The organism is Methanolobus sp. WCC1 (assembly GCF_045690315.1).
In the GTDB taxonomy this organism is placed as follows: Archaea; Halobacteriota; Methanosarcinia; order Methanosarcinales; family Methanosarcinaceae; genus Methanolobus; species Methanolobus tindarius.
In genome coordinates this window covers 2,370,046-2,382,647 of the sequence record NZ_CP146979.1, presented here as the reverse complement: position 1 = coordinate 2,382,647, position 12,602 = coordinate 2,370,046, and the positions used below count along the sequence as shown (strand labels likewise).

Below are 12,602 nucleotides of genomic sequence, written 5' to 3'. Positions count from 1 at the left end.
TATGTTTTAGTGCCAAAGTGATTGGTTTTGCTTCAAGATGGCATCGATCAACAATGTATAAATATAATTTAATTAATTAACTTTAATAATCTATTATATATTTAATATTTTTGAGAGATGAGTTCTACTATGTTTCATTAATGTCTTCTTATAATCCACAAATTGCAGATTCTTACTATGATGTACTAATTCAGTCTGCCAAAAAAATGAAAATACAATTTTTGATGAAATTGCTAAAGTTGTGAGCAGAGTACTCACAATCTTTAATGAACTTTAAAAATAGTATAACCGCTGCCAACAGGCAGCAGCTTCAAAAAAAGAATTAGTCTATTGTATCGTGCATACGAGGTTTGATCTCGTTGCTTTTTTGCCCCTCATCAAGATTTTCATCCTCTTCCATGTCCTTGCGGTGCATATCCTTGCTGAGCATCTGGTTGAACATGAAGTACTTCTTCACGTATGCCATGATCTCTTCATCGGAAATGCAGGAAACCCTCTTCTCGTCGTTGTAGAGTTTCTGAATTTCGGCCTGGATTGCTCTGAGGCGTTTGTCATTCTTGTCGATCTCGATATTAACTTCCATGAGTTCGTTCAGTGTTTCCTGGACTTTGTACCTAAGTACTTCGATTCCAGAAGAATCACCAATGAGGAAAATCCTCTTTCCACCAACGATTTCAGGTGGATATGGTTCGTAGGTGAACGGATTCTTGATAACACCGGCGGAGTGGATTCCTGATTCGTGTGCAAATACGTTGTTACCAACAACAGACTTGTTCCTTGGTATACGGATGCCGATTTCATCCTGCATGAATTTTGAGAACTCTACAATAGAATCAAGATTATACTTGTCGAATCCCTCGATACGCCTTGCAAGGAATAAAAGCAGTTTTTCCATTTCGGCGTTACCTGCTCTCTCACCAATACCAAGGAATGTCACATTGGACCAATTTGCACCGTGCCAGTATCCTGCAATGGAATTTGCAACAGCAAAACCAAAGTCATCATGACAGTGAGTCTCGATATTTTTAACATTGAGCTCGTCCTTCAGGTATTTAGTGATCATTGGAATTCCAAAAGGCTCGTCAACACCTTCAAATGGTATTCCAAATCCAATGGTATCACATACACGGATAGTACAATCAGGGTCTATGTCCATTATTTTCTTAATAAGAGGGAATGTGAATCCATAATTGTCTGCACGGGTCATATCTTCGATGTGAGCCCTGGTGCGGAGTCCGTGATCAACTGCATACTGGAGTGCATTGAGGTATTTTTCCTCGGCTGCCTCACGGGTAAGCCCCATCTTATCAACGATATGAGGATCAGATACTGACATAAGGACACCGGTTTCCTCAATGCCGTCAATGTTAAGGACCATATCAATATCAGCAGGGTTTGCACGTGCCCATCCGGTTATTTCCGGGAATTCGTATCCCTGGTCCATCATGAGCTTGATGGCTTTTCTGTCCCTTTCGTTATAGACAAAAGTCTCAAGTTTCTCTATTCCTATACGGTGCAGGTAGTTGTATATCTGAAACTTCTGCTGACTCTTCATGACAATACCAGGCATCTGTGCCCCATCCCTGATAGTGCTGTCACTTATTGATACTTCCTGCCCCAGTGGTAATTTTATTTTTGGAAGATCATCATAGTCCTTGTATATTTTCATTTGAAACCTCCTTTTCAATTCGAAAGCTCCAGAGCTTTAATTAGTGTATTAGTTTAGAAACGAGTCGGTATCAGTACCCTAATAAAATGTGTCCGCCCTGGATAATCATTATTATTGAGTGTGAATTGTACTCTTAATATAGCTGCACTCCTACTTAAAACATCGTTTCTATATATCTTAGGAGGATCATTTTTTCCTCCCGGCAAAACTAAACCTTTAAATCTTTATATTTTAAAAGATTACATGATTCATATGTGGAGCATATTACTCAGGAAGTTCGAGAAATACCCGGCCCAGCAAAAGGTGCTGAAGCTTCTTTTTGAACGTGGTTTTCAGGTAAGTGATGAAGGAAAAGTTACCTCAGGCGCCATTGAAATAGCACACACGCAACTTGCCAGGGAAGCAGGTGTTGACAGGCGTGTTGTAGATTCCACAACAGAGGTCATACTTTCAGATGATCAACTAAAAAAGATATTCCAGAATGTAAAATCAATTCCTTTTCTTCGGGATGTAGCCCCTCTCATGGGACAGGGTGTCATTATCATAACCCCGGACGATGCTTCTAACAAGGGAATTATCTCCGAAGTCTCCACAGTTATCGCACAACAAAATATCAGCATCAGGCAGGCTGTGTCAGATGACCCTTTCTTCACAGACGAACCCCGGCTTACAATAATCACCGATACAAAGGTCCCCGGCAGCATCATTGAGGAACTGCTCAAACTGGATTCTGTAAAAAGCGTAAATATCGCTTGATATTTCAGAGAACAGCCTTTGCAAAAGCCCTGAATATCTTTAACATATGCACCGATTTAGATGGGTGCAGCATCTTTTTTATCAGTATTGAAGGATGGTCCATGTCACCGTAGCGTGTTATGGTGTCAAGAATAGCAGGATTGTTCATCGAAGCTATCAGCTCGTCCATCTCTCTATCCCCGAGTCCTGCTGCAAACCTGTGAATTCTCATTCCCATTGCAAGCTCTTTTCCAAGTTTTGCTCTCCACTGTTTATCGTATTCAGAAAGGAATGATGCAGAACTGTTATTTTTCTCTGCAGCCTTTGCAGCAATTTCACCGGCAATTTTTGCACACACAGCTCCGGTATAGATTCCTCCTCCTGATGTGGGTTTAACCTGTCCTGCTGCGTCACCGACTATCATCACACCGTCTGCATATGTCTTTTCAAGAGGTCCGAGTGGAATTCCTCCCATCACAAGATCAAGTTTCCCACTACCATATCTTGAAGCAACGTGCTGATTCTTAGTCAGGAAATTTTCAAGAACCTGATGTGCTGACATTCCATACTTGGGGTCAATAGCCATACCTACACGGGATATGCTTTCATTTACAGGCACAGTCCATCCAAAGAACCCGGGAACCTGTGACCCAACGAATAATTCTACAAAATCGGTGTCATCACTGCGGTAAGGAACTTCTGCCTGAATTCCCGGCAGCACTTCTGTAACATTTCCAAGTCCTGACCATTTTGCAACCTGACTCCTGACGCCGTCGGCACCAATTATGACTTTGGTTTTGAGAACCTGTTTTTCACCGTTTTTGACAACGGAAACCTTCTGCTCATTTTGTGAGTTTTCAATACCTGTAACTCTTGAGTTAAGCCAGAGGTCAACATCTTCTTCTACAGCCTTCAACGCAAGCTTTCTGTCAAAAATCTTCCTTGAGACAACATAGGCTTTGGTTTTTTTACCGTCAATGGGCAGGCAATCCCCATGCATTGGGTGAATAAAGGCGCCTCTTACGGAGTTCAGGATGGAACTATCTGAGGGGTCAATTTCACACTCGTTGACAGCTCTTGTACTAAGAAGTCCGGTGCATCCAACCGGAGTACCTATGAATGCGTGGTCTTCCAGTATCAGTGTTTTTGCGCCGTTTATTGCAGCAGATCTTGCCGCCACAGAACCGATTGGTCCTCCGCCTACAACAATAACATCATATTCCGTCATTTTCACTTAAGTTCAAGTACTATTTCCAGAACCTCGCGGAAACTGTTGAGTGTTCTGTCAGGTTCGTATTCACCTGATGTCCTGTCTATTGCGCTGTTGCGATCTCCATATGCAGCATATGCTGCCATCATGCCCAGTTTCTTTGAAGGAGCAATATCCCTTCTCAGGCTGTCGCCAACAAAAAGTGTTTCAGGAGCATTAAGTCTCATTGTTTCAAGAGCATGTTTGAAAGGTGCAAGATCCGGTTTTTTTGCGCCAGTCATATCATGGGCTGTAAGTGAATGTATCATTGCTTCCAGGCCTGTTTTTGCAAGCCTTTTCTTTGCATTATCGCTGTTAGCGTCAGTGACAATTCCAAGGGGAAGGCCGAGTTCACTTAGCTCTTTAAGTGTTTCCCTTACATCTGGATAAAGTCTTATGTTGTTAATCTTATGAGTTTCGTAGATGCTGACACATGTCTGGTAGTTATCAGCAGCATTCATGCCGTTGTCAAGCATATAGTCCCTGATATTCTCCGGGTGTTCAAAACCGTGGGTTTCCCTGCGGAAGTACTCAAACAGCTCTTGCGGGTCACCTGCACCAAGAAAACTGACAACTTCAGTACAGGCTACCATCTTCGCTTCCACAAAGTCGAAGAGGGTGTTGTCCATGTCAAAAATAATGCCCCTTAAATTCATTCCCACTGCATCCATTATTTTATTATTTTATGCTCTTGTTCTGGATTTAATGCTGTTTTTCTACTTATAATTGGGGACTATTGAAACATAATTGCAAGTTCGTTTTCAATATCTTCTGCCATAAGTGGAGAATATCCGTGTGTGCTTGCGTTAATCTGGTAAAGTGCCTTAGGTTCTTCTGCCTTATCATAAGTACGAAGTGCAAGTTCATACGGAACAATGCTGTCATTTATGGAATGCAGCATAACAAATCTGCGTGGGCTTATCATTCCCAGATAGTTGTCAGGGTCAATTGACCTGTAAAAGAGATAGGCATCCATGTCAACAGTTTCATCAACGACTATGGAACCAGTATCATAACCACTTGTGCTGATTCCAATTACTCCTTTTATTTCCGGTTTTATTGCGGTTGCTATTATTGCAAACCTGCCACCATTACTAAGACCAAGCATTGCAATGTTGTCATCATCAATTTCAGACTGTTCAGCAAGAACATTTGCAGCAGCAAGTGCGTCATACACCATCATGTATTCCACAGGTTCTGTCCCATTCATGTAAAGTGCCAGGTCGCTCTGCATATCAATTCCTCCAAGATTTCTCTGATCCAGTGTTATGGAGGCGTACCCGAGTGATGAAAGCAATTGGGGTACTGCTGTCTGCTGTTCTTTTGAGACTCCTGCTCCTGGAAGAACTACAACACCAGGAATATTTGTAGCCGATTCCGGAATCCTGATAAGCCCTGCAATTTCAGAACCACGGCTTTCAAAACTGACTTCCCTGATAGTGTCCGTATCGTTAGCTCCGGAAATGTCATTTGAGCTGTAATCCACATCTGTTATTTCAGGATATGAGAGTATTCCTTCATCTGAAACAGACCACTGTTCATCATCGCCTGAACTATATATTATTCCAATAGCTCCGGCTACCATGAGTAGTATTCCCAGTGCAAGCGGGAGAAGTTTGACATTCATCTTATGCTGTTTAGTTTCAGTCTTTCTTTTTCCTTTAGTGGTATGTTTCTGACTCATGGGATCGCCGAAATGATTTTGATAGAATGGGAGTTATGGGAATTATTACTCTAATATGACGAACCTGCCGGGACTCGAACCCGGGTTCTAAGCTCCGGAGGCTTAAGTGATATCCGCTACACTACAGGTCCGCATTTATTTTTAGTTTTGAACTTAAACTCATTTTGCATGTTTCTCATTGGAGATAAATATGCTGTTGATGTGGAATTATTGTTAATTTGTTACTACTGTTTAATGTATGATATATGCTGATTTGTTTTAGTTTTTCACATAAATATAGATTATTAGTCAATATACGAACGTTATTTTTAAATATCACAATTGTGTATTAGGTACTATCACAATTGTGATTTGGCTAAAATAGCCAATAACCAGGGCATTGGCACGGCAAAACATTCTCCTGTAAAGTAATGCCGTCCGGTTCGAATCCGGATCCTGGCTTGAGGTTTAACCTCAAATCCCTAGCAGGAGTCTTCCGGCTCCTGCAGAAAAACGTTTACTTCAAAAACCCTGCGACAATACCCCTTTATTTTATTTTATTTTTTTCAAGAAGGTAAAAACATGAACGTAATACTTCCAAACGGTGATACCCAGGAACTGGCCATGGGTCCTTTGACAGTAGTGGAATTACTGCAACATCTGGGCATAAGCCTGGGTGAAGTTCTGGTATCTAAAAATAAATGTATTATCCCGGAAGACAGCATTCTCGAAAATGGAGATAATGTACGAATAATGCAGGTTGTTTTTGGAGGCTGAAAGCACCGATAACTCAGGTTTCAGATAAAATGTCAAAGGGCATTAATTGTCATTAGCACATTCCTGGCCTTCTTCCCTAAGTTGCCTGCATATTCCGCATATTCTTGAAGCAAGGTCATCAACCTTGTTTGCTTTCATATCTTCAGCAAGTTCACGTATAGATACCTTCACATTCTCTTCAAGCACAATCCTGTAGCCTCTCTTTTTGGACAGGTATTGTGAAACAGCAGATGGTGCCATATCAAGTTCTTTGGCAATTTCCTGTTGCGACAGTCCGCAATTCATAAGTTCTTCTGCGATGGCTGCTCTGATGGCTGGCAACACGTCCCAGACGATCATCTGACATGGTAATTTCATAGGCATCCCTTTAATTATTTATTTTCAAAACAAAATCTCACAATTGTGAATATGTTTTTTATATTTAATATCTTTTATTGATTTGTCCAATAATATCCTGTACAGAGCATGATAGAATTCCAAATGAAGTTACAGTTTTTTAATTTTCCAGCATCCAGGTCTTTAAACCTCTGGACTTATATTATTTGACAACTTATGATGCATAGTACACATTCTGTTATTGAGAATTAATCTACATTGAAAGGTTTGTTCTATGTTAAGCGATGATGAACTCGAAAGATACAGCAGGCAGATATTGCTTTTTGGCAAGGAAGGTCAGAAGCGCTTGAGTGATGCCACCGTATTTGTGGCAGGTGCCGGTGGACTTGGCTGTCCGGTTGCGTTGTATCTTGCAGTTGCAGGAATAGGCCATTTGAAAGTCGCAGATAAGGATCTTGTGGAACAAACGAATCTTAACCGTCAGGTTCTGCACTGGGAACAGGACATTGGCAAAGAGAAAGTCATTTCTATAGAGGAAAAAATCCTGCAGATTAATCCTCACGTAGAAATTCAGACATTTCACCTGACAATTGACGAAACAAATATCATGGACCTTGTGGCTGATGCAGATATAATTGTTGATGCCATGGATAATTATGAGGTCCGCTATTTTCTGAATAAGGTTGCCCATGAGAAAGGAATTCCCATGGTTCATGGCGCAATTCGTGGTTTTGATGGTCAGGCAATGACGATCATCCCTGGAAAAAGTGCATGTTTTAATTGTGTATTCCCATCTGAACCGCCATCGGAGATATTTCCTGTGATTGGCACGACCCCTGGTATAATTGCCATGATACAGGCTAATGAAGTCATTAAATACCTGCTTGGGACCGGTAAGCTTCTGACAAACCGCCTGCTAATATGGGATGGTCTTAATTCTGAAATGGATTATATGAAAGTGTCAAAAAGACCGGATTGTAAAATATGCGGTAAATAATAATCCTTCTGGTGCCAGGTTTGTTATTGAGCTGGCTGTTGCAAAACCAAAAGGCAGCTTAAATGCATAATTCGTTTTTATGGCCTCTTGTAAACTGTCTTATTGTAATACTTATATATTATAACCTCATTTTTATAATAGGTTTTGTGTAATAAATGCGGAGATTACTTTGTGGGTTTACGAAATAGATATGATAAATACTCTGAAGCAACTGTTGTAGCTCTGGCTCTCCTGGCTTTGTATCTTATTAGTCTTGAAAGCTATCTTTTATTTCATAGTATAGTTGAAGTAGCGAGTATAATAGTCATTGCTGCTGTTTTCCTGATTGCATGGAATTCCAGAAAATATCTGAAGAATTCATATCTTTTGTTCCTTGGGATAAGTTTTTTCTTCGTATCATGGATAGACTTCCTGCATATAATTAGCTATAAAGGAATGGGTATTTTCCCGGATAATAGTGCAAACTTACCAACTCAGCTATGGATAGCTGCAAGATACATGCAAAGTATCTCACTTTTGATTGCTCCTGTTCTTATGGGCAAAGAAATCAATTACAAAAAAGTACTTATTGCCTATTTTGCAGTCACGTCACTAATTATTTCTATAATTTTTATGGGTTATTTCCCTGATTGCTACATTGATGGAAGTGGTCTTACCCAGTTCAAAGTTATTAGTGAGTACATTATATCCCTGATATTGCTTGTTTCAGCTATATTGCTTCACAAACATAAGGATGAATTTGACAACAGGGTTTACAGTTTGATTATGATTTCTATCGTTCTCACGATATTTGAGGAACTGGCTTTTACCTTTTATATAGATGTCTATGGTTTTTCAAATCTTGTCGGTCACTATTTTAAACTTCTTTCGTTCTATCTAATTTACAAGGCTATAGTCGTTACAAGTCTTTCAAGACCATATGACTTACTTTATCGGGAATTGAAGATGAGGGAATATGATCTTATTAAAAAGAAAAAAGCCCAGGAAGATCTGCTGGAGGCACTGGGTCTGGTAAATCAGATACTCAGGCATGATATTCTAAATGATCTAAACATTATTTCCCTATCGATTGAAAACCTCAAAGGAAGAATGTCTGAAAAGGAACTTGATTTCTCGGATAAGGCTGTGAACCATAGCATTAAACTTATTCGTGAGATGAAGGATTTTGAGTCACTTATGTATATCAGGGAACTTGTGACAGTTGATCTTCGCATACTTGTAACTGAAGTTTCCCAGGAATTTCCGGTAAAGGTAAATATACATGGGTATTGTTCGGTAAAAGCGGATAGTGGCTTGCATTCAGTAATAGGCAACATTATACAGAATGCTGTTGTTCATGGTAAAGCAGACATTATCAATGTGTCAATGGAATCAAAGGAAGATTATTGCGAACTCAGGATTTCTGATAATGGCAGTGGAATACCGGATAAGATTAAAGGCCGGGTGTTTGATGAAGGATTCAAGTATGGCAAGTCCGGTCACACGGGTCTTGGACTTTACATTACAAAAAGGATAGTTGAAAGATATGGTGATATATCTGTAGAAGATAATCACCCTTCCGGAACAACTTTTATTATTAGATTTTATAATATTGAGACCGGTATTGAAGATAAAGAATAATCAAATCAGAAATAAAAAAGAAATTCCCAGTGGATGGGAACTTATTTGCTTTTACTCTTCAGCTGCTCTACCAATCGCTTTTACAAGTGTGAGCATAACTCCCATGCCTTTCTGGAAGTCTTCATCACCCATCTCTTTTATTACGCCTGTGAGGCCTATTTTTGGAGGGTTAAGAATTGCTTTATCAAGCTCAGGATCCTGTACTGCTCTTTCCATTACTTCTATCAGGTCAGTACACATGATGGCATTTGTGAGCTTCAGTACAGTGGATGTGAGATCTGCAATTCCATGGGCTGTCTGGTCATTAATGTAATCCTGCAATATTCTTGCTGTTCGGATAAGGTCTAAGACTGCTTCAACGTCACCTGGTCTGATTTCTACACCTGATATCTGGTTCATAAGGTTTTCATCACTCATTTTCTCATCTCCTCAGAACAGTCCTTTTACACTGATGTCCCAGTGTATGTGGTAATACATGCGGTACAGGAACCACCCCATTTTGGTAGTTGAGAATGCTTCCGGTGGTTTGGAATATTTCCATGTGGCGATGTATCCTCTACCCGGGGTGGCAGGAGTTTCAAGTTCTGTAACAAGTGGGCATCCCGTTTCTCCTTCATAAGGTGTCTGGATTCCATTTCCATGTATGTCATTCTTAAGACTCTGGCTAACTGCAATTGCCTGATAGTGGGCACCTATTCCGGTTTTGAGGATGTCTGCCGGTCCAAGGTCTCCAAGGACATAGACATTATCATGGTTGCCTGCAGGTCCACGGTATTGTAGTGTGGCTTTATCTGCGGAAAGCCATCCTTTTTCGTCCGTAAGTCCGGCATCTATCAGTACTTGTGGTGCTTTGTGTGGTGGAACGGTTATCAACAGGTCATAGTTGACTTTCTCTCCACTTTTTGTCGTAATTTCCTTTCTGCTTGCATCTACATTTGAAAGTGGAGAGTTTCTCAGAACTTCAATACCCTTTTCATTCATCTGGGATGTTACAAATTTATTGAATTCTGGTGGTCCTATTGGTTCCATAGGCCATACAAGTGTTAATTGTACGTCATCTCTAACTTTTTTGACGTTGCGCAGGTAGCTTTCCAGCATAAATGTAAATTTAACCGGTGCACCGGGGCAAGGTACAGGCATTGAGGCAACAGAGACTACGACTTTTCCCTTTTCTATATTTTTTACAAGGTCTCTCACCTTGAAGGCGTCATCCATGGATGTGTAGAAAGTGTTCAAATCATCTGTAAGTCCGGGAACAGCATCAGGATCTGCTCTGCATCCCATGGCTATAACAAGATAGTCGTAAGTATATTTTTTATCACTCCTGACTGTGATCTCTTTGTTTTGAAGATCAACGTTCATTACTTCCTCGTCAGCTCCGAAAAACGCTTTGACTCTGGGGCTGATAAGTTTCTTGCGGGGTCTTGTGATATCTTCCGGGGTATAAAGTTCAAAAGGAATGAAGGTGAACCCACCCTGATTTATATTTGTGTCATTCTTGTCTAGAATTGTTACTTCTAATTCATCTTTTGCAATTTTGTTTCTAAACTCTCTTGCCAATATGTTTGCCACTACCGATCCGGCGTAGCCCGCTCCTAAAATCAATACCTTCTGTGTCATTATATTAAACCCCATATTTTTTATGAGTTACAGGTTTACATATATTTTACGGTACTGATAATTTTATCCAGTAGTATTTAAGTAAATGGAAGAACTTTCTAAAATAGATAAATTGTTGCAGTTCTGCGTGTGAATCTTTCATAGCCAGCACTGGCTGGCTTATGAAAGTTTAGAAGTAGAGTAGGTTACAGATATAATCTGTAACTTAAGGAATATAGTTATTGATAAGCAATAACTATAGTTTAGTTCTGGAGTACTATCTCAATGTTGATGTCCTTTGGTACCTGGATACGCATGAGCTGCCTGAGTGCGCGCTCATCTGCTGCAATGTCGATGAGTCTCTTGTGTACACGCATTTCCCAGTGGTCCCATGTAGCGGTTCCGTCACCACTTGGACTTTTACGGACAGGTACTACCATCTTTTTTGTAGGTAGTGGAACTGGTCCTGAGATACTTACACCTGTTCTGTCTGCAATAGCTTTAACCTGATCGCAAACACCATCAAGGTTTACAGGACTGATTCCTGATAATCTTATTCTTGCTTTCTGTGACATGTTGCTCTTCTCCTAAAAAAGGAAAATTAGAGTGTCTTACTTCTGTTTGACACTCATGCACATGCCAGCGGCAATGGTCATTCCCATATCACGGATAGCGAATCTACCGAGCTGTGGGATTTCCTTTACAGGCTCAATTACCATTGGTCTGGTTGGCTTGATGGTTACAATTGCTGCGTCACCGGCCTTGATGAATGCTGCATTCTCTTCCTTGACCTGGCCTGTCTTAGGATCAAGTTTCTTGTCAATGGACATGAGAGTACATGCGGTCTGGGTGGTGTGGCAGTGGAATACTGGTGTGTATCCTGCTGTGATAGCGGATGGGTGCTGAAGAACAACAATCTGTCCTGTAAACTCGTCTGCTACTGATGGTGGGTTGTCAGATGGTCCACAGACATCTCCTCTGCGTACATCGTTCTTACCTACACCTCTTACGTTCCATCCGATGTTGTCGCCAGGTACTGCTTCCGGAACTTCTTCGTGGTGCATTTCAATGGACTTAACTTCACCGCTTACACCGCTTGGGTTGAAGGTTACAGTCTGACCCTTCTTCATAACACCAGTCTCTACTCTGCCTACTGGTACAGTTCCGATACCGGAAATGGTGTATGCATCCTGTACAGGAATTCTGAGTGGAAGCTTGTCTGGCTTTTCTGGTTCCTTAAGGTCATTGAGGCAGTCAAGAAGTGAAGGACCAGTGTACCATGGTGTGTTTTCGCTTGACTTTGTGATGTTGTCACCCTCGAATGCGGATGTTGGTACGAATGGAATCTCTGATGCCTTGAATCCTACCATACCGAGAAGGTCACTTACATCTTTCTTCACCTGGTTGTATCTGTCCTCGCTGTATTCAGCTGCATCCATCTTGTTTACAGCAACAATAAGCTGGTTGATACCGAGTGTTCTTGAAAGGAAAACGTGTTCCTTTGTCTGAGCCATTACACCATCAGGTGCTGCTACTACAAGAACAGCTGCATCTGCCTGGGATGCACCGGTGATCATGTTCTTGACGAAGTCACGGTGACCTGGACAGTCTACTACTGTAAAGTAGTACTTGTCTGTGTCGAATCTCTTGTGGGAGATGTCGATGGTAACTCCTCTCTCACGCTCTTCCTTGAGTGAGTCCATTACCCATGCAAAAGCAAATGATTCTTTACCTTTTTCTTTTGCTTCAGCTCTGTATTTTTCGATAAGGTGAGCAGGTACTGCTCCTGTCTCGAACATCAATCTTCCGACAAATGTTGACTTGCCGTGGTCTACGTGACCGATAACTGCTAAGTTCATGTGTGGTTTCTCAGCTGCCATTTTAATTACTCCTTATTTAATGTTAGTTTCAATATGATTTGACCTAATTGTTGTTTCTACGTTTAAACCTTTCTGAC

At 40.9% G+C, this 12,602-nt stretch carries 13 protein-coding genes and 1 tRNA gene; 4 read left to right on the top strand and 10 right to left on the bottom strand.

Annotated features, from left to right (window positions below; genetic code table 11):
* Positions 1–322 precede the first annotated feature (322 nt).
* On the bottom strand, positions 323–1,669 hold the full coding sequence (locus V7O61_RS11220; protein WP_023845884.1) for an isopropylmalate/homocitrate/citramalate synthase: 1,347 nt from the start codon (positions 1,667–1,669) through the stop codon (positions 323–325).
* A 252-nt stretch (positions 1,670–1,921) separates the two neighbouring features.
* Here V7O61_RS11220 and V7O61_RS11215 point away from each other — a divergent pair, with 252 nt between their 5' ends.
* On the top strand, positions 1,922–2,425 hold the full coding sequence (locus V7O61_RS11215; protein ID WP_023845885.1) for a regulator of amino acid metabolism, contains ACT domain: 504 nt from the start codon (positions 1,922–1,924) through the stop codon (positions 2,423–2,425).
* A gap of 4 nt (positions 2,426–2,429) precedes the next feature.
* Here V7O61_RS11215 and V7O61_RS11210 read toward each other — a convergent pair whose 3' ends face one another.
* The 4 genes from V7O61_RS11210 to V7O61_RS11195 form a co-directional block, all read right to left on the bottom strand.
* Positions 2,430–3,632, bottom strand: coding sequence for a geranylgeranyl reductase family protein (locus V7O61_RS11210; protein ID WP_407281748.1), 1,203 nt, complete (start codon positions 3,630–3,632; stop codon positions 2,430–2,432).
* Between the two features lie 2 nt (positions 3,633–3,634).
* The gene (locus tag V7O61_RS11205) at positions 3,635–4,324 is read right to left on the bottom strand and encodes an HAD family hydrolase (RefSeq protein ID WP_407281749.1); all 690 of its coding nucleotides are present in this window, start codon (positions 4,322–4,324) and stop codon (positions 3,635–3,637) included.
* Between the two features lie 62 nt (positions 4,325–4,386).
* Complete coding sequence (locus V7O61_RS11200; RefSeq protein ID WP_407281750.1) at positions 4,387–5,337, bottom strand: alpha/beta hydrolase; 951 nt, start codon at positions 5,335–5,337, stop codon at positions 4,387–4,389.
* Between the two features lie 59 nt (positions 5,338–5,396).
* Positions 5,397–5,468, bottom strand: a tRNA-Arg gene (locus V7O61_RS11195).
* A 430-nt stretch (positions 5,469–5,898) separates the two neighbouring features.
* On the opposite strand from V7O61_RS11195, the gene V7O61_RS11190 reads away from it, so the two are divergent.
* Positions 5,899–6,093: a MoaD/ThiS family protein gene (locus tag V7O61_RS11190; RefSeq protein WP_407281751.1), complete on the top strand. Its 195-nt coding sequence runs from the start codon at positions 5,899–5,901 to the stop codon at positions 6,091–6,093.
* 42 nt (positions 6,094–6,135) lie between these two features.
* On the opposite strand, the gene V7O61_RS11185 is transcribed toward V7O61_RS11190, so the two are convergent.
* Positions 6,136–6,450, bottom strand: a complete 315-nt coding sequence (locus V7O61_RS11185) for a transcriptional regulator (protein WP_023845890.1) — start codon at positions 6,448–6,450, stop codon at positions 6,136–6,138.
* A 253-nt stretch (positions 6,451–6,703) separates the two neighbouring features.
* Between V7O61_RS11185 and V7O61_RS11180 the strand changes: the two genes are divergently transcribed.
* Together V7O61_RS11180 and V7O61_RS11175 are read left to right on the top strand one after the other, a co-directional pair.
* Entirely contained in the window at positions 6,704–7,426 is a 723-nt protein-coding gene (locus V7O61_RS11180) for a HesA/MoeB/ThiF family protein (RefSeq protein ID WP_407281752.1), read from the top strand.
* A 171-nt stretch (positions 7,427–7,597) separates the two neighbouring features.
* The gene (locus V7O61_RS11175) at positions 7,598–9,046 is read left to right on the top strand and encodes an MASE3 domain-containing protein (RefSeq protein ID WP_407281753.1); all 1,449 of its coding nucleotides are present in this window, start codon (positions 7,598–7,600) and stop codon (positions 9,044–9,046) included.
* 51 nt (positions 9,047–9,097) lie between these two features.
* Here the strand turns inward: V7O61_RS11175 and V7O61_RS11170 are convergent, their stop codons facing one another.
* The 4 genes from V7O61_RS11170 to tuf form a co-directional block, all read right to left on the bottom strand.
* Positions 9,098–9,463: a DUF1641 domain-containing protein gene (locus V7O61_RS11170; RefSeq protein WP_023845893.1), complete on the bottom strand. Its 366-nt coding sequence runs from the start codon at positions 9,461–9,463 to the stop codon at positions 9,098–9,100.
* 12 nt (positions 9,464–9,475) lie between these two features.
* Positions 9,476–10,666, bottom strand: coding sequence for an NAD(P)/FAD-dependent oxidoreductase (locus tag V7O61_RS11165; RefSeq protein ID WP_407281754.1), 1,191 nt, complete (start codon positions 10,664–10,666; stop codon positions 9,476–9,478).
* A 242-nt stretch (positions 10,667–10,908) separates the two neighbouring features.
* Positions 10,909–11,220, bottom strand: a complete 312-nt coding sequence (rpsJ, locus tag V7O61_RS11160) for a 30S ribosomal protein S10 (RefSeq protein WP_015052947.1) — start codon at positions 11,218–11,220, stop codon at positions 10,909–10,911.
* 36 nt (positions 11,221–11,256) lie between these two features.
* A complete protein-coding gene (gene tuf, locus V7O61_RS11155) occupies positions 11,257–12,525 on the bottom strand; it encodes a translation elongation factor EF-1 subunit alpha (protein ID WP_407281756.1) in 1,269 nt (422 codons plus the stop codon).
* Positions 12,526–12,602: the final 77 nt, after the last annotated feature.